This window comes from Pseudomonas sp. NPDC087029 (assembly GCF_044745345.1).
GTDB lineage: Bacteria > Pseudomonadota > Gammaproteobacteria > Pseudomonadales > Pseudomonadaceae > Aquipseudomonas > Aquipseudomonas faucium.
This window is the reverse complement of sequence record NZ_JBIVAB010000018.1, coordinates 1-19004: the sequence shown is the minus strand read 5'-3', so window position 1 is coordinate 19004 and position 19004 is coordinate 1. Positions and strand designations below refer to the sequence as shown.

Sequence of the window (19004 nt, the reverse complement as noted above, 5' to 3'; positions counted from 1 at the left end):
CATGGAGCTGTACACCTATTACCGTTCCACCTCGTCCTACCGGGTGCGCATCGCCCTGGCGCTCAAGGGCCTGGGTTACCAGGCCCTGCCTGTCAACCTGCTCAAGGGCGAACAGCGTGGCAGCGACTATGTCGCGCTGAACCCGCAGGGCCGGGTGCCGGCCTTGCGCACCGACGGCGGTGAGCTGCTGGTGCAGTCGCCGGCGATCATCGAGTACCTGGAGGAGGCTTATCCACAGCCTGCGCTGTTGCCGGCGGGTGCCGAGGCGCGGGCCAAGGTGCGCGGTGTGGCGGCCATCATCGGTTGCGATGTGCACCCGCTGCACAACGTCAGCGTGCTCAATGAGCTACGCCGGCTCGGGCATGACGAGGGGCAGATCAATCAGTGGATCGGCCAGTGGATCGGCCAGGGCTTGGCGGCAGTGGAGCAACTGATCGGCGATCGGGGTTTCTGCTTCGGCGATGAGCCGGGCCTGGCCGATGTGTACCTGATTCCGCAGCTGTACGCGGCCGAGCGTTTCAACATCGACCTGGCGGGCTACCCGTGCATTCGCCGGGTAGCGGCGTTGGCAAGCGAGCACCCGGCCTTCGCCAAGGCGCATCCGGCCTGCCAGGTGGACACGCCCGCTCAGTGAAGCGAGTGGTTGGCTGTCGGGAGCTTGCCGATCCGTTCGGACAGCTTCAGGCGCTGCACCGGGTCGTCGGTCAGCAGCAGTGCATGCTCCAGGTCGAAGCGCTCGGCTTGCGGGCAATCCAGGTGCTGATATAGCGATGCGCGAGTCATGTAGTCGCTGACCTGCACCGGGCCCAGTTGCATGACGCGCTCGGCGTCGATCAGCGCAGCCAGGTGGTCGTCGTTGCTGATGTGCAGCTGGCGCAGGTTGCGTGACAGGCGCTGGAGCATCTGCGTCGGGCTGGCCGCGCGCAGGTGCTCGGCGGTCAGCGGCACATGCGGGCCGAACTGGCGGGCCAGCAGTTCACGGCAATCGTTGGGGTACAGGCGCCGGCCGCCGCAAGGGTCGAGCAAATGATCGGCACCCGGCACTCGCAGCAGGAAGTGCCCGGGGAATGCCACGCCTTCCAGCGGTATCGACAGGCGGCGGGCCAGCTCCAGGGTGATGATGGCCAGTGCCAGGGGTTGGCCGCGGCGGCGTTGCAGCACCTTGTCCAGCAGTGCTGCCTGTGGGCGCAGCGGGTGAAATTCGTCTTGCTGGAAGCCCAGCGCGGTGAGCTGGCGCAGCAGCGGCTGCGCCAGTTCGTTCAATGGCAGCATCGGCAGGCGGGTACTGACCTCACGCTGCAGCTCATGCAAGCTGGCAATCGCGCTCGCGGGCTCGGCCTTGCGGTCGTGCTCGGCGGCAATCCACAACGCGGCTTCCAACAGGGCGACAGGTTCGCGTTCCAGGCAGGCCAGGCAGGCTTTACGTGGGTTCATCGGGGTTCTCCACACACCCTTGAGTATTAGCCCCGGCGCCGGCATTCGTCCAGTGGTCCGCCCGGCGTGCCGGCGATGGCCGCGTGCCTATACTGGTAGGAGCACCTCGTTGGGGAGCCCGTCGATGTTCGCGCTGATGCAAAGCACCCGTACCCAGTCGCTGCACCTGTTTATCGACCCGCCCACTGGCCTGAAGGCCGTGGTGGCGATTCACAGCGAGCACCTGGGCCCGGCAATGGGCGGTTGCCGCTACCTGCCCTATGCCGATGACGAAAGCGCCATGACCGATGCCATCCGCCTGGCCCAGGGCATGAGCTACAAGGCAGCGCTGGCCGGCCTGGCGCTGGGCGGCGGCAAGGCCGTGATCATGCGCAACCCGCATGTGGAAAACCGCGCGGCGCTGTTCGAGGCGTTCGGCCGTTTCATCGATACCTTGCAGGGGCGCTTCATCATTGCCGTGGACAGCGGCACCTCGACTCTGGACATGGACTGCATCGCCCAGAGCACACCCCATGTCACCAGCACCACGGCCTCCGGCGACCCCTCGCCGCATGCGGCCATGGGCGTGTTCGCCGGCATCCGGGCAACCTCCCAGGCGCGCCTGGGCAGCGGCAACCTCGAAGGCCTGCGGGTGGCGGTGCAAGGCCTGGGCAATGTCGGCTATGCCCTGGCCGAGCAGCTGCACGCCGCGGGCGCGGAACTGCTGGTGAGCGACCTGGACCCCGGGCGCGTGCGCCTGGCGGTCGAGCAGTTCGGTGCTCACCCGGTCACCAACGACGCCTTGATCAGTACCCCCTGCGATATCTTCGCGCCGTGCGGGGTAGGGCCGGTGCTCAATGGCCAGAGCGTGATGCAACTGCGCTGCGCAGCCGTGGCCGGGGCGGCGAACAACCAGCTGACCACCTTGCAGGTGGCCGACCAGCTGGAATCACGCGGCATCCTGTATGCGCCGGATTACGTGATCAATGCCGGTGGGCTCATCTATGTGGCGATGAAGCACCGCGGCGAAGACCTTGGCACCATCACCGCGCACCTGGCGCGCATTCCCTCGCGGCTGACCGAAGTGTTCGCCCACGCCCAGGCCGAGAAGCGCTCCCCGGCGCGGGTGGCGCAGATGCTCGCCGAGCGCCTGCTGTACGGCTGACAAGCACCTGGCAGCGCTTATTGCGCAGCGCCCCCTTCGAGCAGCTCGGCCAATGCATCCGGCTGGCTCTTGAACGCCCGGGCGAACACGTCACGGTTCTTGGCCATGTAGATGCCGGCTTCCTCGACCTGCTGCTCGGTCAGCGACGGCACTGCCTTGTGCAACACCTCGGCCAGGCGCTCGGCCAGCTCGAGCATCTTGTCGTGACGATCTGCTTCGGCCTTATCCATGAACAAGCGCTCCGGGTCGCGGCTGCTGCGGTACACCACTTCGACGGCCATTCATCACCTCTGTGCCTTTTTGCGGTTGGTTGATCGATTACTGTATGCGCATACAGTAATGGCCCGGCGCCCCAGGCGCAAGCCTTGCTGCAAAAAAGCCTAGCCCACAGGTGCCTTGCGGCAATCGGCCGCCTTCCAAGGCGAGGGCCTGGCCCTTTAACTGCATGGCACAAGCGTCACAGAGCTGGCGCATCATCTTCAGGTCGTATCGGGGGAGTTGGACATCGTGAACATCAAATGGGCCGAAAGGCTGCGCAAGGGGCTGCATGGCTCGGCCGATTCGCTGGGCAATCTGTGCGTCGAGGGGTTCCACTACCTGGCGCTGTTCGGCATTGGCGCCATCACCGCCTATGCGGCAGTGGTGACCTTCCTCGACATGCTCGGCAAGGGTGGGGTCAGCGTCGATGACATCCTGCTGCTGTTCATCTACCTGGAGCTGGGGGCGATGGTCGGGATCTACTTCAAGACCAACCACATGCCGATCCGCTTCCTGCTCTACGTGGCGATCACCGCGCTGACGCGCCTGCTGATCGGCGATGTGTCGCACCACAAGGCACCGGACGTGGGCCTTCTGTACGTGTGCGGCGGCATCCTGCTGCTGGCCTTCGCGATCCTGGTGGTGCGCTACGCCTCCTACCGCTACCCGTCGACCAAGGTGCTCGATGCCAATGGCAAGGAAGTCGAAGACGGCAAGTGAGGGGCTAGCTATCTAGGCCCGAGGTTTGCGGCCTGCCGTGTTGAATCTTCGCCGGCGCCCAGCAACGAATCGTGACATCCGGTCGCGATCGAGGGGCGCTGGAGGAGAACAGCAATGAACGTGACCATCGAACAAGTCCATGCCCACCTCAAGTACGCGCTCAAACTTGACCCTGAAGCCGTGCATGTCACCGAAGTCGCCGACGTCGTCCAATTGCGTGTGGTGGCTAGCCGCACACTGGTCGACGAGTCCATCCACTGGCTCAAGCAGCAGCAGGAACCGACCTACGACCCGGGCCTGTTCGGCCTGTTCCATGAACCGCACACCTTCGACAGCGCGCACCGGTTCAAGGGCCTGGGCCTCGCCGACCTGGAGCGTGAAATCGGGCGGATGCTGACGACCTTGGGCTGACGCTCAGTTGGCGATGCGCGCTGCCGCGAACGGGCGTGCGCCAGGGGCCGGCTCGCGGGTCAGGGCCGCGAGCACCTGCAGCGGGTTCTGCCCCAGCTCGATGGCCAGGCCCAGGCGAATGCTGTCGATGACCCGCTGCAGGCGCAGCGGGTCATTGCGTTGGGCTTGAGTGATCAGGCGCTTGGCGACCACGCCGGCGTCGTCGGAGAGGGTCAGCATGATGCTGCCGTCCAGGCGTTCGATGCTCAGGTTGACCCGGTATTCGGGGGCGAAGGCGGCGCTGATCTGATCGAATGGGTTGTGCATGGCCCAGCTCTGCAAAGTTGACTGCAGAAGTTGACCGGGCAAACGCCGGGTTGGTTCAGGGCCATTGATCGGCACCTTCATGCAAGGGGTAAGGCAATACGCCATCACCGGGGCTACACTCCCTTGACCGATGCTGCAAAGGCTGGCCCCAGGCCTGCAAAGGAGTGCCCCGTGGTTCCCTGTTCCGCTGCTCGTCAACGCGGCGCGATTGGCCTGATGGCCGTGACCACCCTGGCCATGGCCTTGCTGTTTCTGCTGGTGGTGCTCGACAGCGGCCGCCTCTACCTCGAACAGCGCAAACTGCAACGCATCGCCGACATGGCGGCGCTGGAGGCGGCCGGCCAGTACGCCGTGTGCACCGGCAGCGGCCCGCAGGCCACGGCCATCGCCCGCACCGCAGCCACGCGCAATGGCCATGCCGCCGGCAACCCGCTGGTGGCCAGCTGCGGCTACTTGCAGACCGGCGCCAACAGCCTGCGTACCTTCACCAGCGACAACACCCGCAACGAAGCGATCCGGGTGGATGTCAGCAACACCGTCACCACCAGCGTCGCCGGTGGTATCTACACCTTGATGCAAGGCGCCGGGGTGCCGCTGACCACCACCTTGCACGCCCATGCCGTGGCCTCCATGCCGTTGCCGCCGCAGGCCATGCTGAGCATCCGCACCACCCTGGCCACGGTGGATTCACGCCAGTCGGTGCTGCTCAATGCCCTGCTCGGCGCCCTGGGCGGCAGCGTGCAGCTGGACCTGGCCGGCTGGAAAGGCATCGCCGCCACCGACCTGAACCTGCTCAAGTACCTCGACCAACTGGCCATCGACCTCAACCTCAAGGTGGGTGACTACCAGCAACTGCTCAATGCCAACGCCACCGCCACGCAGCTGCTGCAAGCGGCGGTGAAGGTGCTGCAGCAAAGCGGCGCTGCGGTCGATGTGGTGACCAACCTGGGCAAGCTGGCGCTGGGGGCGGGCAACAGCACCTTGCTGCAGCTGGGCGATATCCTCGATATCCAGAACGGCACGGCGCAGGCGGGCCTGGATGCCAGCATCCAGTTGCTGCAGCTGGTGCAGGGGGTGATCCAGCTGGCGGCGAGCGAGAGCGCCGCCAACGTCGACCTGCCGCTCAACGTGCTCGGCCTGGTCAATGGCCGGGTGCGGCTGAAAGTGATCGAGCCACAGCAGATCTCGGCCGTCGGCGACCCGCGCAAGGATGAGCTGAGGGTGCATACCGCCCAGGTGCGGGCGATGATTTCGCTCGACCTGCCACTGCTCAACTCCGTGCTGGGCCTGGTCAACGCGGTGCTCGACCTGGCCGCGCCACTGACCAACGTGCTCGGCAACCTGCTCAGCCTGAACCTGGCCGCGACACTGGATTCGGTGTTCTGCCTGCTGGGCGTGCCGTGCACGGTCACCGACATCGTCCTGGTGCCCGACAAGCTGCAGGTGGACATCGGCCTGGAGGTCGCCGAAGCCACCACACGCCTCGACCCGAAAGCGTCCAACACCTTCAGCTGCTCGCCAAAGCGGCTCACCACCCAGGCACAGAGCGCGGCGGCGAAGATCGCGGTGGGGCGCTTCGATTCCCCCACGGCGTTCTTCACCACCGGCACCACGGCGATCAAGGCCCTGCCGTTGATCGACATCGGCACCAAACGCTGTACCAAGCTGCTGATCCTCGGCACTTGCGAGCCGCGCGTGCCGTTCGCCGGTGGCGGCCTTGGCCTGCGTGTCGACAGCAAGCTGCTGGGCAGCGGCCCGCTCGAGCGCCCGCTGGTGTTCCAGGCACCGGGCAGCGAGCCGCCCAACATCGGCCAGCCTCCGGCCTACCTGAACATGCGCACGATCAACGACAACGTGGTCGGCAGCCTCAGCGACACCTTGCTCGGGGTGCAGATACAGGCGTTCAAACCCACGGTCAACAGCGGCCTGGGGGAGGTGTTGGTGATCGTTGGCAACGTGCTCTCCACGGTCAAAGGCATTCTCGAACCGCTGATCAAGAACCTGCTCAGCCCGCTGATCGACCCCTTGCTCAACGTGCTCCTGAAGGTGCTGGGCATCGACCTGGTCAACGCCGAAGTCGGCGCCAACCTCAGTTGCTCCAGCGGCCGTGCTCAGCTGGTCTTGTAGGCCGGCAACAGCACGCGGAAACAGGCGCCTTCGCCGGTATTGAACACCTCCAGCCGGCCGCCCATGGCCTCGACGATGCCGTGGCTCACCGACAGCCCCAGCCCCGTGCCGGCCCCCGCCGGCTTGGTGGTGAAGAACGGCTCGAAGATGCGCTCGAGCAGGCGCGGGTCGATGCCGCCGGCGTTGTCCTGCACGTGCAGGCACAGGTGCTGCCCCTCGATGTGCTGGCTCACGCTGATTCTGGGTGAGGCTGCCTGCCGTTCCAGCAGGGCATCACGGGCGTTGACCATCAGGTTTATCAGCACCTGTTCAAGCTGGTCCTGGTGGCCGAGCACCTGCGGGCACAGCTGCGGCTGTTCGAGCTGCAAGGCCACGCCCTTGCCGCGCAGGCCCTCCGCCAGCAGCGCCACGGCACCGTCTACTGCGGCCCAGGCGGCAAATGCCTGGGTTTCGACCTCGGACCGCCGGCCGTAGGTGCGCAGGTGTTCGACCAGGCGTGCCGCGCGCTCGACCTGGGCGTCGATGCGCTGCAGCTTGCCGTTGAGGTAGTCGACATCCACTGCGCCGCTTTCCAGGCGCTTGAGGGTGTTGGCCACGGCCAGGCGCATCACGTTCAGCGGCTGGTTGATCTCGTGCACCAGCCCGGTGGCCAGCTCGCCGAGGGTCGCCATCTTGGCGCCTTGCAGCAGTTGCTGCTGGCTCTGGCGCACCTGCGTGTTGTCGCGCCCCACCGCTTGCACTTCCAGCAGCTGGCCCTGTTCATCGAACAGCCCGCGCTCGGCCCACACCCACCAGGCGTGCCTGTGCCCCGGCAGTTGCAGGCACACCTCTGCGCTGCTCAATGGCTGCGCCGGGGTCAGCGTTGCCAGGCGCTGCACGAATGCCTGGCGCTGGCTGTCGGACATCCATTGCCCCAGGTTCATCTCGCCTAATTGCTCGGGCGTGCACTCCAGTTGCTCGGCCAGCGGCCGGTTGCCGAACAGCAACTGCAGGTCAGGGCGGTAGCGGCAGATCATGGCCGGCGAGTCTTCCACCAGCACCCGGTAGCGTTCTTCGCTCTGGCGCACACGTTCGGCAGCCTCGGTGGCTTCGCTGACATCCAGCCACAGGCCGACCACCTCGACCGGCTGGCCCAGGTCGTCGCGCAGCAGGCGCGCTTCGTCCAGCACCCAGTGGTAACCGCCCAGGTGATCGCGCAGGCGGTAGCGGCTGCGCACCTGGCCATCGCGCAGCAACCCACGGGTGCGCTCCAGCCACAGCGGGCGGTCGTCGGGGTGCACCGCCTGGCCGGGTTGGCGCGCCAGTTCGCTGTCCTTGGCCCAGCCGAGCAAGGGCATCAGGCTGTCGCTGAAGAACTCGCTGTGCAGGGCGCCGGCGGCGTAACGCTGGATGTAGATCACCGCGGGCGAACTGGCGATGAGGTTTTCCAGCCGGGCGCGGGCGGCATTGGCCTGAAGCTCCTGGGCCTTGAGTGCGCTGATGTCCAGCACAAAGCCCTGGACCTGGCGGCCCTGCAGTTGCCCCACCCAGTGCAGCCAGCGTGGGCTGGCCGCGCTGTCGGCCTCCGGCAGGCGCAGGTTGAGGCTCAAGGCGACGCCGTCGCGGGCTTGCTCCAGGGCCATGTGCGCGGCCTCGCGGTCGGCCGGGTGCAGGTGCAGCAGCCAGCGCTCGAGGCTCACCTCGCAGGGCAGGCCGAGGCTGGCGGCCAAGGCCGGGTCCAGGCGCAACGGCCCCTGCAGCGGCCATTCCCACCAGCCGGCGCCCAGTTGCCGTTGCAGCTCATCGAGGTGGTGCGAGCGCTGCTGCAACTGCACCTGGCGCAGGCGCGCCAGCAAGGGCTCGACCAGCGCCTGCAGCAACAGCGTGGCGGCCTCCGGCGCAGGCACCGCAGGCGCCCCGGCGCACAGCAGCCAGGCCTGGACGTGGTGGCCGTGGCTGTACGGCAACAGAACCAGCGGCGCCCCTGCGCACAATGCCTGCCACTGGGGCGAGTCGGGTGCCACGTGCTGAAAGCGCGCAGGCAGCGCCTGCAGCCAGGGGTGCAGGCGTTCGTCATCGGGCCACGGCCAGTCGCCTTCGCTGCTGGCATAGGTGCGCCAGCCGGCGTCGTCCGCCAGCAGCAGCCGCAGCGCGCCGGCCTGCCAGTGCATGGCCAGGTGCTGCAGTTGCTCGGCGCTGGTCTGTGCCAGCCAGGGTTCGCTGCAGTCGCGCACCGCCTGGCTGATGTCGGCGGCCAGCTGGCGCCGGTTCAGCCACTGGTCCTGCTGGTTGCCCTGGCGCAGCAGGTCGCCGGTATCGAACAGCTGCAGCATCCAGCCGGCTGCGTTGCGCTGCAGCGAGCCTCGGGTATGCAAGGTGTGGCCGTGCACGGTGTGAAAATCCAGGTCCAGCGCCTGGCCTTGCCAGTCGACGGGCTCACCTTCGAGCACCAGCCAGCTGTGCTGGCACAGGTAGCTGTGCAGGCGCGTGGGGGCCTGTTCGGGCACCGCCAGCACACAGCGCAAGGGGCCGGACAGGCGCAACACCTGGCCGTGCGCGTCAAGCCATACCTGCAGGCCGACGGCCGCGGGCATTTCGGCGGCCGGCTCGGCGGCGTGGCTGCTCAGCCAGCGGTTGAACAGGCCGCTCACAGCTGCAGGCTCGCTTCGGCCTTGAGGGTTGCCGGCAACCTCGGCACTTCGCCAATCAACGGTATGACCAGCTGCGGCAGGACGTTGGTCAGCTTGGCCTTGGGGTAGTTGATGGTCACTTTCAGCAGCTTGCTCGCATCCAGCTGCACCTGCGCGTCGCTGGCAGGCTGGAAGTCCAGCGCAGCGGGCATCCAGGCCAGTTGGTCACGGATCACCTGGCGGCCAAGTACCTGCACGTCGTTGGCGTAGGTGGCGCTGGTCGGGTCCAGGGCAACGCAGCGGCGCACCGCCTCGCTGCTGGCCTGGTTGAACGATTGCAGCATCAGCATCGGCAGGGTGTAGCTGACCAGCCCGTAGAACACCGAGAAAAAGATCATGAAGACAGCGACGAACTCCAGGGCTGCCGCGCCTTTTTGCCGAGTTGCCGGGCCTGCTTGCATGCTTGCGTCTACCCTGACCATGAGTCCTGAGTAACAGCATAGAACCGTTCGACGAACAGGGATGGCCAATTGCCAATATCTAGCGTTGCCCTGCTGGCGTGGCTTGCCCTGTGTGCCGGGCAAGACCTGCGGGAGCGGCAGATTTCCAACCTGCTCACACTGGGCATCGCCGCGTGCGCGCTGGCCTGGCTGTTGGTGACCGGGCGCAGCTGGGTCGGCGCCCAGGCCAGTGATGCCGGCTGGGCGCTGGCCATCGTGCTGCTGCTGACGCTGCCGGGGTACATGCTCGGGCGCTTTGGCGCCGGTGACGTCAAGTTGCTTGGCGCGCTGGCCTTGGCCACCAGCCAGGCGCACGTGCTGGGCACCTTCATCGGCGCCGGCGTGGCCTTGCTGGCATGGGCGCTCGCCCGGCGGCTGTGGCGGCGCGGGGCAGGGCAGGCGGGCGACAAGCAGCCGTTCGCGCCCTGTGTGCTGGTGGGGTTCGTGCTGGCCAGTGCGTGCCTGGCGTGACAGGCGCGCTTCAGTTGTTGCTCGACTTCACCCGCTCCCAGCGATAGAAGTCCGGGATGACGTATTTGTAGGTGTCCAGCCAGCGCTGCTTCGACAGGTCGCGCTCGCGTGCCGTCTGCACCTGCAACTTGGTCGATGCCTGCTCGCCACTGGACTGCACCTGCAGCAAGGTTTCGGTCGCCGTCAGCGTAGACGGGCGCTGGCGCGGGGTGTCGTCGGCCCAGGCCAGAGAGACGCTGGCGCAGCAGGCCAGTAGCATCGCAGAGCGGATCATCAGCATCGCCGTTCCCTCAGTTGACCATTTCGGTGGCGCGAGTGGCCGAGGCCAGCGGCCCGCGCCCATTGGCCTTGATCTGGCTGGCGCGGTCCTGGGCCTGGGCGAACTGGTCGGGCTTGAGCCGCAGCCGCCCGACCAGGTCGGTGGCTTGCTGCCAGTTGTCCTGCAGCAGCGACAGCGTTACCAGGTTGACCGCCGGCAGCGGGTTGTCGTCCTTGAGCTCGACCGCCGTGAGGAATTCGAAGCGCGCCTGTTCATAGCGCCCCAGGTTCATCAATACGACGCCCAGGTCGTTGCGCACGCGCTCGTCGGTCGGCGCAAGGCGCGCCGCCCGCTGCAGGTTCTGCAGGGCCTGCACGTCGTCGCCGCGGGCCGAGGCCAGCTGGCCAAGGCCGTGCTCGCCTTCGGCGGCCAGGCAACCGCCCAGCAGGCTGCGGTACAGCGGCTCGGCCTCGCTGCGCCCGAGCAGGCGGGAAACCCGGGCTTTGCGCAGGCGCACCTGGTCGAGGTTGTTCGGCAACTGCTCCAGGTGCGCGAGGCTTGCATGCGGGCGGCCTTCGTTGAGCATCTCGTCGGCCAGGTTCAGCGACAGTTGCTGGTCGGCGTCGGGCTTGGCGCAGCTGGTATTGCCGAACAGCTGGCGCAGCCCTTCGGGTTGTTGCCCGGCGCAACCGGCCAGCAGTAGCAGGCTTGTGAACAACAGGATCGCTTTCATCCAATCTCCTCAGGGGCTCAAGGCCCGCGCCAGTGCAGAAAACCCCGGCCCGGCGAGGACGATGAGCAACGCCGGGAAGAGGAACACCATCATCACCGCCGACATCTTTGCCGACATCTTCGAGACCCGCTCCTGCATGCGCGTCAGGCGCCGGTCGTCGAGCAGGTCCTTGAGCGCCAGCAGCGACTTCATCGCGCCACTGCCCTGGGTCAGCAATTGCTGGAGGATCACGCAGGTGTCGGTGAATTCGTCCACGGCCAGCACGCTTGCGGCCTTTTCCAGCTCCGGCCCGAGCGCCAGGCCCGAGTCCACCCGGTGCAACACCTGGCGCAGCTCTTCGCTGATTTCCGGCACCAGCGCCCGGCCTTCCAGGCTCAGCACGCGCAGCGCCTGCTCCACCGCCAGGCCCGTCTCGAAGAGGATGCGCAGCAGCGGGATCATCAGGCTCACTTCCAGGGCAATGCGTTGCTGGCGGCGTTTTGCCGCGCTGGCCAGCAGGCGCTTGGGCAGCAGGTAGCTGGCGCCCAGCGCGCACAGCGGCCAGATCAGCCAGTGCATGCCTTCACCGCTGCTGACCCCTTGCTGCAGCAGCACGGTCAGCAGCACCGTCAGCAGCGGCAGGCCCAGCTGCACGGCGGCAAACAGCGCCCGCTGGCGGCTGCGGCGCCAGCCCACACGCTCGAGCAGGGCCTGGCTTTCACCGTCGAGCTTCTGCAGGCGCTGGCCAAGCCGGCTGCTGCCCAGCCAGTGCAGCCAGTCGCCCAGGCGCTCATCGCGGGCCAGGCGCCCTTGCAGGCGCCTGCCGATCAGGTAGCGGGCGCGCAACTGGCGGGCGGCCTGCAGGCCCAGCAGGCAGGCCGCGAGCAACAGGCACAGGGCGCAGATCAGCAAGGCCATGCTCAGAGGCTCCTCATCATGCGCCACAGCACCAGGCAGCCCAGCACCTGCAGGGCGAACGCCAGCAACAGCATCAGCTGCCCGGCGCTGTCTTGCCACATGGCCAGCAGGTAGCGCGGGTTGGCCATCAGGAAATAACCGGCCATGCACAGCGGCAAGGCGCCGAGAATCATCGCGGTGATACGGGTTTCGCCGGTCATGGCCTTGAGCTGGCGGGCGCCTTGTTCACGCTCGCGGATCAGCTTGATCAGGTTTTCCATCAGCTCGCTGGTGTTGCCGCCATAGCGCTGGTTGATGCGCAAGCCCATGGCGAACAGGCGCAGTTCGTCCTGGTCGTACAGCTCGGCGAATTCGTTGACCGCATCGTCCAGCGGCACGCCCAGCTGCACGTTGCGCCGTACCCGGGTCATGGTCGAGCGCAAGGGTTCGCGGGTGCCATCGATGCCACCGAGCACCGCGTCGTTGAGCGTGCGCCCGGCCTTGAGGCTGCGCACGCTGTAGTCCAGCAGCGCCGGCAGCTGCTCGACCAGCTGGCGCACACGCCGGCGGTACAAGGCGCTGAGGGTGAAGTAGCCCAGCAGCGGCATGCTCACCAGCACCATCAGGGCGGCGATCCAGCCGCCGGCCAGCAGCGCCAGCAGCACCAGGCCCAGCCAGGCGAACAGCCAGCGCTGCGGTTGCCAGTCGCTGGCGCCAAGCCCTGCACGCTGCAACATTGGCTCGAGCCAGTCGCGCCGCGCATTACCGCTGCGCACCACCTGCAAGGCCTGGCCCAGGCGCTGCAGAATGCGCTGTTCGCTGCGCTTGTACAGGCCCTTGCGAAACAGCAGCAGCGACACGCCCAGCAGCAGGGGCGCCAGCGCCAGCAGCAGGGGGCCGATCACGGCACACCTTCGGTGCGCAGCTTGCTGCCGGCAGGGTTGGGCGCTTCGCGCAAAAAGACGTCGCCGCCGCGGCGGTCGAGGCGGAACAGGGTATTGGTGACGTACACGTCGTCGCGCACGCCCACCACTTCCAGCACCTCGCTGACGCAGCGCCGGCCATCGGGCAGGCGGGTCAGCTGGATCACCACATCCAGCGCAGCGCAGATCATCTGGCGCAAGGTCTTTTCGGCGATCTGCCGGCCACTCAGGCCAACCAGGGTTTCCAGGCGCAGCAGGGCATCCTGGGCGGTGTTGGCGTGCACGGTGCTCATCGAGCCGTCGTGCCCGGTGTTCATCGCGGTGAGCACATCGAGCACTTCGGTGCCGCGGATTTCGCCGAGGATGATGCGGTCCGGGCGCATCCGCAGGGCGTTGCGGATCAGTTCGCTGGCCTTGATCTCGCCGTGCCCCTCTGCATTGGGTGGGCGGGTTTCCAGGCGCACCACGTGGGGGTGGTGCAGCTGCAGTTCGGCCACGTCCTCGATGGTGACCAGGCGCTCGCGCGGGGCGATCATCTGGCTGAGGATGTTGAGCAGGGTGGTCTTGCCGGTGCCGGTGCCGCCGCTGACCAGGATGTTGCAGCGCCGGCCGACGGCGCGTTCGAGGAAGTCGAAGATGTGCTGGTCGATGGCCCGGGTGGCGAGCAGGTCGGCGCTCTTGAGCATGTCCTGGCGGAACTTGCGGATCGACAGGCACGGGCCATCCAGCGCCACCGGCGGGATGATCGCATTGACCCGGCTGCCGTCGGGCATGCGCGCATCGACCATCGGCGAAGACTCGTCCAGGCGCCGCCCGAGCGGGGCGAGGATGCGCTGCATCACGCGCTCGACGTGGTGGGCGTCGATGAAGCGCAGGTCGGTCTGCTGCAACTGGCCGGCCCGTTCGACGAACACCCGGTGCGGGCCGTTGACCAGGATTTCGGTGACGCTGCTGTCGCGCAGCAGCACCTCCAGGGGGCCGAAGCCGGTCAGCTCGTCGACCAGCTCTTCGGCCAGGCGCTCCATTTCGTAGCGTGACAACGCCAGGCGCAGCCGCGCCACGTAATCGCCCACCTGCTCCAGAACGAACTGGGTCAGCGCCGGGCGCGCGCCTTCGAGCAGGTTGCGCCCGCTGTCTTCGATGGCGTCGATGGCAAAGCGGTGCAGGGCGCGCTTGAGCGCGTAAGGGTCGCCCGAAGCATGCTGCTGGCCGCCAAAGGGCTGGTCACCGTTCATCTGCTGCCCCACAGCCGACGCAGCCAGGTGAAGGCCGGTGGCGAAAGGTTTTCCGAGCGCTGTGCCAGCCGTTCACCCAGGCTGCGCAAGGCTTGCGTGAGGTTTTCCCGCGGGGCCAGTTCGAACAGGCTCAGCCCTTGGTTCTTGGCGTTCAGGCGAAGCTCGGCGCTGTCGGGCATGACCTTGAGCAGCGGCAGGGCGTAGCGCTTGGCCAGGCTTTCGGGGTCGGGGGCGACGTTGTTCAGGTGGCGGTCGACCAGCAGGCTGGCGTGCTCCAGCTTGATGCCATGGTCACGCCACAGCTCGAGCACTTCCAGGTTGCGCCGGCAGTCGAGGATGTTCTGGTCGGTGTAGACGATCAGCTTGTCGCAGTGGCTGACCAGGGTGCGCAGCGCTTCGCTGTCGGCGTGGCCGGTCAGGTTCACGACGATGTGCTGAAAGTGCTGGCGCAGGGCGCTGAGCAGCATGTACAGCTCGGCGGCGCTGGTCTGGCGCAGCGGCTCGTCGTTTTCGGCGTAGGTGAGCAGGCGCAGGCCTTTCTTGTCGCGGGTGAAGGCGCTGTCGATCAGCGTGGTATCCAGCCGGCGCAGGTGGCGCAGGGCATCGCCGAAGTAGAACGATGCCTCCAGCCCAAGCAGGGCCAGGCTGTCGCCGCGTGGCATGCCCAGGTCGAGCAGCAGCGTCTGTTGCCCGCTTTCCTGCACCACCCGCGCCAGGTGGGTGGTCAGCAGCGCGCCGTCGGCGCCGGTCTGCGCACCGTACAACACGGTCAGCCCGCCCAGGGTGGGGTTGCTGGTGACGGTGGGCATGCGCTTGCCCAGGCGCCGCACCAGCCCGGCCACCTCGCTGGCGCGTGAGCCATAGGCGACGAAATCGCGGGCGCCGGCGCGCATGGCGTGCAGCACCAACTGGTTGTCCATGCCATCGCCCAGGGCGACGATGGCCAGCATCGGCTTGGCTTCCAGCACGCCTTCGATCAAGGCGCACTGGTGAACCAGCTGTTCACGGTCAAGGCCGATGAACACCAGGTTGCTGAAGGTCGCGTTGACCAGCGCCAGCAGCTCGTCGAGGTTGCCGGCGTTGGCGCCTATCACCTGGCCCAGCGGGGCCAGCGCGGCCTGTAGCCATTGCAGGTCCTCTTCGTTGCGGGTGATGCCGAGGAAGGTCTGGTTGAGGCTCTCGTTCATTGTGATAACCCGCTGCCGCCATCGAAATTGCCGTTTTCCATGAAGAACAGCCGGCCCCAGCTGGGGTCGTAGGTGCGCAGGCCTTCGCCGGGCAGCTGCGGCAGCCGGGCATTGGCGGCCAGGGGCTGGACCAGGTGCGGGGTGACGATCATCAGCAGCTCGGTTTCCTGGCGCACCAGCGACGACTGACGGAAGAACGCGCCCAGGATCGGCAGGTTGCCCAGCCCTGGGAGCTTGTCTACCGAGGAGCGGGTGTCGTTGCTGACCAGGCCGCTGATGATGAAGCTCTCGCCATCGGCCAGCGAGATGCTGGTGTCGGTACGCCGCACACTCAGCCCCGGCACCAGCGTGCCGGCGATGTTTACCGCGTTGTTGTAGTCCAGTTCGCTGACTTCAGGGGCGATCTTCAGGGTGATGCGGTCGCGGCTGACCACCGTTGGCGTCAGCGCCAGGCGCACGCCGAATTCCTTGTACTCGATCGAGACGTTGTCGCTGCCGGCGCTGGGCACCGGGATCGGAATCTCGCCGCCGGCCAGAAAACTTGCCGTCAGGCCGCTGAGCACGGTCAGGCTGGGGCGCGCCAGGGTGTAGGCGAAGCCGCTGTTCTCCAGGGCGTTGATGGCCGCCAGGAATCGGCTGCTGCCGCCGCCCCAGACGATATTGAACACACCGTCGTCGAGCGGGATGGCCGGGCGCGTGATCGGCACCGCGCCGGGTGTCACCGAGGTGCCCGGTACCGTGCCGGGCGAGCCGATCAAGCTGTTGTTCGAGCCGCTGAAGAACAGGCGGGCGCCGGCCTCCTTGTACTTGCTGCGGCGCACTTCGACGAAGCGGATGTCGGCCTGGACCTGGCTTGGCAACTGCGCATCCAGCGAGGGCGGCAGGCCACCCTCGGCCATGTCGACGCTGGCCCGGCCCTTGACGAACAGCATGGCCCGGTGCGGCGTGGGGGCGCAGGCGGTCCACAGCATCAGCGTGGTGTTGCCCGGGCCCACGGCGGTCACCAGCACGGCGCGCTCGCCACTGGCCTGCACATCGGCCACCTTCGGCTCGCCGACGGCCACCCGGCTGATCGCCAGCGGCAGGCGCAGCTCTTGCTGCAGGCCTTCGTCCATTTCGATCACCGAGGGTAACTGGGCGTAGGCCTCGCACCCCTTGCCAGCGGCATTGGCCTGGGCCAGCACGCCGGTCAGCAGCAGCGCGAGGCACGCACGGTAGAAGACTCGTGTTGAACTGCAACGCTCGGAACTGCGCATACTGCATCCTTGCCGTGTCAGGGGGTGTTTTTCTCGCCAGCGGCCTGTGCGCCCCGGATCACCTGCATGCCCGCCACCGCGGTGACGGCGGCGGGTTTGCTCAGGGGCGCCTGGGACAGTTGGCTGAAGCGGTAGAGTTCACGGTTGAGGGTTTCAACCTGGGGTTGGTTATCGTGCTCGGCCCAGTAGCTGGCCAGGCGCTGTTCGTCGGCGCTGCGCACGGCCAGGCGCAGGGTGCCGACCTGGGCCGCCAGCATCAGGCGGCTGGCGAAGGCTTCGGGCACCGCCAGCACCACGGTGCGGGTGCCGGAGGCCATCACCGGGTTGCCCTGTTCGCGGCGCGCCTTGAGCGCTTCGGCGCTCTGCGCCGGGTGCCCGTCGTTGGCCACGCCCATCTGCTCGCCGATGCTCAGCACACGCAGGGCGGGCAATACGACCTGGGCCGAGGACTGCGGGTTGCTGGTGTCTTCGCGCAGGTACAGCAGCACATCCACATAGTCGCCGGGCGCCATCTGCCCAGCAGCACCGATGACTTCGTCCACGCCAATGGCAACGGCGCGCTCGTGGCTGCGGATCATCCGCGCCAGCGGCCCGCCGTTTTCGAAGCTGGATTCGTCCAGCCAGCTGCCGGCTGCCAGGGGCCTTGCGCTGGTGCGGCCGATGACCTGGTCGATGGCCTGGAACGCGCCATCGGGTACCACCTGCAGGCGTTCGAGCAGCACGTCGTCTGCGCTGACCGGGGTATTGGCCGGGAGTGCCTTGCGCAGTACCACGATGGGTGAACGCAGCGGTTCAGGCGGTTGCGGGGGAGGGGCTGGCGCCGTGGCGATGGGTTGTTCAGCCGGGGTGGCGGCAGGCACGGGTTGTTCTGCGGGGCGGCTCAGCACGAAGCCCCAGTAGCCGGCCAGCAGTGCGCCAAACAGGAAGAGCGCAGCCAGAATCATGGTCATGCGACTGCTCATCTCTGGCCTCCCTGCTGTGAACGAATGCTGGCAAAAAGTTACTATTTCGCTATTGCACGTTAGTGCAACCATCGCCTTTCGCCATGAGGCTCGCGGGTTTTTTTAGCGTTTTTGGCTAAACCCAATCAAAACAGTTGGTTAAGTGAAGACGTCGCATTAATCCCTAGGGATTATCACTAAATGACTAATGCTTTTTTATATTTGCGGTTGCCTCCAGCTTGGCGATTCTTTGATGGCAAAAGGGTGTCACTTTGACGCCATTGTCGCCGGCGATGACGCCGCAAGGAGCTGGTCATGAAACAGTTCGTCCGTCACTGCAAACAATTCCTGCGCCGTAAAGACGGTGCGTCGGGTATCGAGTATGCGGTCATCGCGGCGATGGTGGCGGTGGTGCTGGCGGGCTTCGTCACGCCGATCTCGGACAAGATCAAGACGATGTTCACCACCATCCAGGGAATTCTGTAACCGGCGCGCCGTTGCCGGTGTCGCCATCATCTGTGTGGATGAACAGGAGCCGAACATGCAGAACTCTTCCTCGCTTCAGCAAATTCTATTGGTGGATGATGAGGAAGAGCACCTGCTGGAGCTGGCTGAACTGCTGGAGAACGAAGGGTATTCGTGCCTGGCCGCAGGCTCGGTGAAAGCGGCGCTGCAGCTGCTCACCCTGCACCCCGACGTTGCCTTGGTGATCACCGACCTGCGCATGCCGGAAGAAAGCGGCATCGGCCTGATCAAGCGCATGCGCGATCACGTCGCCCGCCAGCATCTGCCGGTGATCGTCATGTCAGGCCATGCCGGCGCCGATGATGTGAGTGACCTGCTGCGCCTGCAGGTGCTGGATTTCTTTCGCAAGCCCATCTATTACGCACGCCTGCTGCAGACGCTGGACAACCTGTTCCCGCAGCCGCTGTTGCAGGTGGTCAAGTACTGAGCTGATTGCCCAGAAACGAAAAACGCCCGGCATTGGCCGGGCGTTTTTTTGCTGTTGCAATCAGGCGTCGGGGTCGTTCAGCTCCAGGACGCCGCGCTTGCTGCGCAGCTTGCCGTAGAAGTGCTCCAGCGCATTGTTCAGCTTGCTGGCGGCACCGTCGACCGCCTGGTCCAGCGAGGTGGCGGTGTGGGTCACGGAAATCGGTTGGTGGCCTTTGGGGCGAGCCTCCATCTGGCAACGTTTGTCATGCGGACCGGGTTTGGCACCGTTGTCGTCGCGCAGGTGCACCTCGATGCGGGTGAGGTCCTCCTCGTAACGTTCGAGCGTGGCTTCCAGCGTACTGCGGACCCACTCGTTGAGACGGATGTTGCCTTCGATATGGTTGCTGCTGTTGACCTGGATTTGCATGATTCAATCCTTATTCAGCTTGCTCGCATGGAGGCGTGCCTAGGCCCTTGAGGCCCCTGGAATTTCTTCGCCTCTTGACTCTAAGGTCAGGCAACGGTGCGATGAATTCAAGTCCTTTTTGAAAAAAAATCGTAAGGCGTGAGGTGAGTGGTGAGGTTTAGATCGCGCGCCGCCCGCGCGGCGCATCGCGGATAAATCCGCTCCTACATTTGTTGCAACGTGCCACGGTCTGTCAGGCCATGGTTGTCCGCCTT

At 66.4% G+C, this 19004-nt stretch carries 22 protein-coding genes; 8 read left to right on the top strand and 14 right to left on the bottom strand.

What is annotated here, in order from left to right; all coding sequences use genetic code 11:
• The first annotated feature begins 1 nt into the window (after position 1).
• A complete protein-coding gene (gene maiA / locus ACIPG5_RS22290) occupies positions 2-634 on the top strand; it encodes a maleylacetoacetate isomerase (protein ID WP_401378223.1) in 633 nt (210 codons plus the stop codon).
• On the opposite strand, the gene ACIPG5_RS22285 is transcribed toward maiA, so the two are convergent.
• Positions 628-1434 (bottom strand): SirB1 family protein, encoded by an 807-nt coding sequence (locus ACIPG5_RS22285; protein WP_401378220.1) that lies wholly within the window; start codon positions 1432-1434, stop codon positions 628-630. The two genes, maiA and ACIPG5_RS22285, sit on opposite strands and share 7 nt — an antisense overlap.
• Positions 1435-1558: 124 nt before the next feature.
• Between ACIPG5_RS22285 and ACIPG5_RS22280 the strand changes: the two genes are divergently transcribed.
• A complete protein-coding gene (locus tag ACIPG5_RS22280) occupies positions 1559-2578 on the top strand; it encodes a Glu/Leu/Phe/Val dehydrogenase family protein (RefSeq protein WP_176510890.1) in 1020 nt (339 codons plus the stop codon).
• A gap of 17 nt (positions 2579-2595) precedes the next feature.
• On the opposite strand, the gene ACIPG5_RS22275 is transcribed toward ACIPG5_RS22280, so the two are convergent.
• Complete coding sequence (locus tag ACIPG5_RS22275) at positions 2596-2859, bottom strand: YebG family protein (protein WP_176510891.1); 264 nt, start codon at positions 2857-2859, stop codon at positions 2596-2598.
• Between the two features lie 226 nt (positions 2860-3085).
• Between ACIPG5_RS22275 and ACIPG5_RS22270 the strand changes: the two genes are divergently transcribed.
• Together ACIPG5_RS22270 and ACIPG5_RS22265 are read left to right on the top strand one after the other, a co-directional pair.
• Positions 3086-3556 carry a phosphate-starvation-inducible protein PsiE gene (locus ACIPG5_RS22270; RefSeq protein ID WP_176510892.1) on the top strand — a complete coding sequence of 157 codons (471 nt, stop codon included), beginning with the start codon at positions 3086-3088 and terminating at the stop codon, positions 3554-3556.
• A gap of 114 nt (positions 3557-3670) precedes the next feature.
• Positions 3671-3967 (top strand): hypothetical protein, encoded by a 297-nt coding sequence (locus ACIPG5_RS22265; RefSeq protein ID WP_401378216.1) that lies wholly within the window; start codon positions 3671-3673, stop codon positions 3965-3967.
• A 3-nt stretch (positions 3968-3970) separates the two neighbouring features.
• Here the strand turns inward: ACIPG5_RS22265 and ACIPG5_RS22260 are convergent, their stop codons facing one another.
• A complete protein-coding gene (locus ACIPG5_RS22260; RefSeq protein ID WP_236235302.1) occupies positions 3971-4273 on the bottom strand; it encodes a DUF3509 domain-containing protein in 303 nt (100 codons plus the stop codon).
• A 171-nt stretch (positions 4274-4444) separates the two neighbouring features.
• Between ACIPG5_RS22260 and ACIPG5_RS22255 the strand changes: the two genes are divergently transcribed.
• The gene (locus ACIPG5_RS22255) at positions 4445-6400 is read left to right on the top strand and encodes a pilus assembly protein TadG-related protein (RefSeq protein ID WP_401378213.1); all 1956 of its coding nucleotides are present in this window, start codon (positions 4445-4447) and stop codon (positions 6398-6400) included.
• On the opposite strand, the gene ACIPG5_RS22250 is transcribed toward ACIPG5_RS22255, so the two are convergent.
• Both ACIPG5_RS22250 and ACIPG5_RS22245 read right to left on the bottom strand, forming a co-directional pair.
• Positions 6385-9030 carry an ATP-binding protein gene (locus tag ACIPG5_RS22250; protein WP_401378210.1) on the bottom strand — a complete coding sequence of 882 codons (2646 nt, stop codon included), beginning with the start codon at positions 9028-9030 and terminating at the stop codon, positions 6385-6387. The two genes, ACIPG5_RS22255 and ACIPG5_RS22250, sit on opposite strands and share 16 nt — an antisense overlap.
• Positions 9027-9470, bottom strand: coding sequence for a TadE/TadG family type IV pilus assembly protein (locus ACIPG5_RS22245; protein ID WP_176510896.1), 444 nt, complete (start codon positions 9468-9470; stop codon positions 9027-9029). The genes ACIPG5_RS22250 and ACIPG5_RS22245 overlap by 4 nt, the downstream gene beginning before the upstream one ends.
• 75 nt (positions 9471-9545) lie before the next feature.
• Between ACIPG5_RS22245 and ACIPG5_RS22240 the strand changes: the two genes are divergently transcribed.
• Entirely contained in the window at positions 9546-9980 is a 435-nt protein-coding gene (locus ACIPG5_RS22240; protein WP_236235360.1) for a prepilin peptidase, read from the top strand.
• A gap of 10 nt (positions 9981-9990) precedes the next feature.
• Here the strand turns inward: ACIPG5_RS22240 and ACIPG5_RS22235 are convergent, their stop codons facing one another.
• The 8 genes from ACIPG5_RS22235 to cpaB are packed head-to-tail and all read right to left on the bottom strand — an operon-like array spanning position 9991 to position 17411.
• Positions 9991-10254: a DUF3613 domain-containing protein gene (locus ACIPG5_RS22235; protein ID WP_236235299.1), complete on the bottom strand. Its 264-nt coding sequence runs from the start codon at positions 10252-10254 to the stop codon at positions 9991-9993.
• Positions 10255-10270: 16 nt separating this feature from the next.
• Complete coding sequence (locus ACIPG5_RS22230) at positions 10271-10972, bottom strand: tetratricopeptide repeat protein (RefSeq protein WP_176510898.1); 702 nt, start codon at positions 10970-10972, stop codon at positions 10271-10273.
• A gap of 9 nt (positions 10973-10981) precedes the next feature.
• A complete protein-coding gene (locus ACIPG5_RS22225; RefSeq protein ID WP_176510899.1) occupies positions 10982-11869 on the bottom strand; it encodes a type II secretion system F family protein in 888 nt (295 codons plus the stop codon).
• A 2-nt stretch (positions 11870-11871) separates the two neighbouring features.
• Entirely contained in the window at positions 11872-12753 is an 882-nt protein-coding gene (locus ACIPG5_RS22220; protein WP_401378206.1) for a type II secretion system F family protein, read from the bottom strand.
• Positions 12750-14006 carry a CpaF family protein gene (locus ACIPG5_RS22215; protein WP_176510901.1) on the bottom strand — a complete coding sequence of 419 codons (1257 nt, stop codon included), beginning with the start codon at positions 14004-14006 and terminating at the stop codon, positions 12750-12752. Before ACIPG5_RS22215 ends, ACIPG5_RS22220 begins: the two co-directional genes overlap by 4 nt.
• On the bottom strand, positions 14003-15193 hold the full coding sequence (locus ACIPG5_RS22210) for a pilus assembly protein (RefSeq protein ID WP_401378203.1): 1191 nt from the start codon (positions 15191-15193) through the stop codon (positions 14003-14005). Before ACIPG5_RS22210 ends, ACIPG5_RS22215 begins: the two co-directional genes overlap by 4 nt.
• Positions 15190-16449, bottom strand: a complete 1260-nt coding sequence (locus ACIPG5_RS22205; RefSeq protein ID WP_401378201.1) for a type II and III secretion system protein family protein — start codon at positions 16447-16449, stop codon at positions 15190-15192. The genes ACIPG5_RS22210 and ACIPG5_RS22205 overlap by 4 nt, the downstream gene beginning before the upstream one ends.
• A gap of 17 nt (positions 16450-16466) precedes the next feature.
• Positions 16467-17411 (bottom strand): Flp pilus assembly protein CpaB, encoded by a 945-nt coding sequence (gene cpaB, locus ACIPG5_RS22200; protein WP_401378199.1) that lies wholly within the window; start codon positions 17409-17411, stop codon positions 16467-16469.
• Between the two features lie 294 nt (positions 17412-17705).
• Between cpaB and ACIPG5_RS22195 the strand changes: the two genes are divergently transcribed.
• Together ACIPG5_RS22195 and ACIPG5_RS22190 are read left to right on the top strand one after the other, a co-directional pair.
• On the top strand, positions 17706-17876 hold the full coding sequence (locus tag ACIPG5_RS22195; protein WP_176518351.1) for a Flp family type IVb pilin: 171 nt from the start codon (positions 17706-17708) through the stop codon (positions 17874-17876).
• Between the two features lie 55 nt (positions 17877-17931).
• Positions 17932-18342, top strand: coding sequence for a response regulator (locus ACIPG5_RS22190; protein ID WP_236193928.1), 411 nt, complete (start codon positions 17932-17934; stop codon positions 18340-18342).
• 60 nt (positions 18343-18402) lie between these two features.
• Here the strand turns inward: ACIPG5_RS22190 and ACIPG5_RS22185 are convergent, their stop codons facing one another.
• On the bottom strand, positions 18403-18750 hold the full coding sequence (locus tag ACIPG5_RS22185) for an HPF/RaiA family ribosome-associated protein (RefSeq protein ID WP_176518352.1): 348 nt from the start codon (positions 18748-18750) through the stop codon (positions 18403-18405).
• Between the last annotated feature and the right edge of the window lie 254 nt (positions 18751-19004).

Bases quoted from the DNA above. Each gene is read 5' to 3' on its own strand.
- maiA (WP_401378223.1), top strand. From the start codon at position 2: ATGGAGCTGTACACCTATTACCGTTCCACCTCGTCCTACCGGGTGCGC.
- ACIPG5_RS22285 (WP_401378220.1), bottom strand. From the start codon at position 1,434: ATGAACCCACGTAAAGCCTGCCTGGCCTGCCTGGAACGCGAACCTGTC.
- ACIPG5_RS22280 (WP_176510890.1), top strand. From the start codon at position 1,559: ATGTTCGCGCTGATGCAAAGCACCCGTACCCAGTCGCTGCACCTGTTT.
- ACIPG5_RS22275 (WP_176510891.1), bottom strand. From the start codon at position 2,859: ATGGCCGTCGAAGTGGTGTACCGCAGCAGCCGCGACCCGGAGCGCTTG.
- ACIPG5_RS22265 (WP_401378216.1), top strand. From the start codon at position 3,671: ATGAACGTGACCATCGAACAAGTCCATGCCCACCTCAAGTACGCGCTC.
- ACIPG5_RS22260 (WP_236235302.1), bottom strand. From the start codon at position 4,273: ATGCACAACCCATTCGATCAGATCAGCGCCGCCTTCGCCCCCGAATAC.
- ACIPG5_RS22245 (WP_176510896.1), bottom strand. From the start codon at position 9,470: ATGCAAGCAGGCCCGGCAACTCGGCAAAAAGGCGCGGCAGCCCTGGAG.
- ACIPG5_RS22235 (WP_236235299.1), bottom strand. From the start codon at position 10,254: ATGATCCGCTCTGCGATGCTACTGGCCTGCTGCGCCAGCGTCTCTCTG.
- ACIPG5_RS22230 (WP_176510898.1), bottom strand. From the start codon at position 10,972: ATGAAAGCGATCCTGTTGTTCACAAGCCTGCTACTGCTGGCCGGTTGC.
- ACIPG5_RS22225 (WP_176510899.1), bottom strand. From the start codon at position 11,869: ATGGCCTTGCTGATCTGCGCCCTGTGCCTGTTGCTCGCGGCCTGCCTG.
- ACIPG5_RS22215 (WP_176510901.1), bottom strand. From the start codon at position 14,006: ATGAACGGTGACCAGCCCTTTGGCGGCCAGCAGCATGCTTCGGGCGAC.
- ACIPG5_RS22210 (WP_401378203.1), bottom strand. From the start codon at position 15,193: ATGAACGAGAGCCTCAACCAGACCTTCCTCGGCATCACCCGCAACGAA.
- ACIPG5_RS22205 (WP_401378201.1), bottom strand. From the start codon at position 16,449: ATGCGCAGTTCCGAGCGTTGCAGTTCAACACGAGTCTTCTACCGTGCG.
- cpaB (WP_401378199.1), bottom strand. From the start codon at position 17,411: ATGAGCAGTCGCATGACCATGATTCTGGCTGCGCTCTTCCTGTTTGGC.
- ACIPG5_RS22195 (WP_176518351.1), top strand. From the start codon at position 17,706: ATGAAACAGTTCGTCCGTCACTGCAAACAATTCCTGCGCCGTAAAGAC.
- ACIPG5_RS22190 (WP_236193928.1), top strand. From the start codon at position 17,932: ATGCAGAACTCTTCCTCGCTTCAGCAAATTCTATTGGTGGATGATGAG.
- ACIPG5_RS22185 (WP_176518352.1), bottom strand. From the start codon at position 18,750: ATGCAAATCCAGGTCAACAGCAGCAACCATATCGAAGGCAACATCCGT.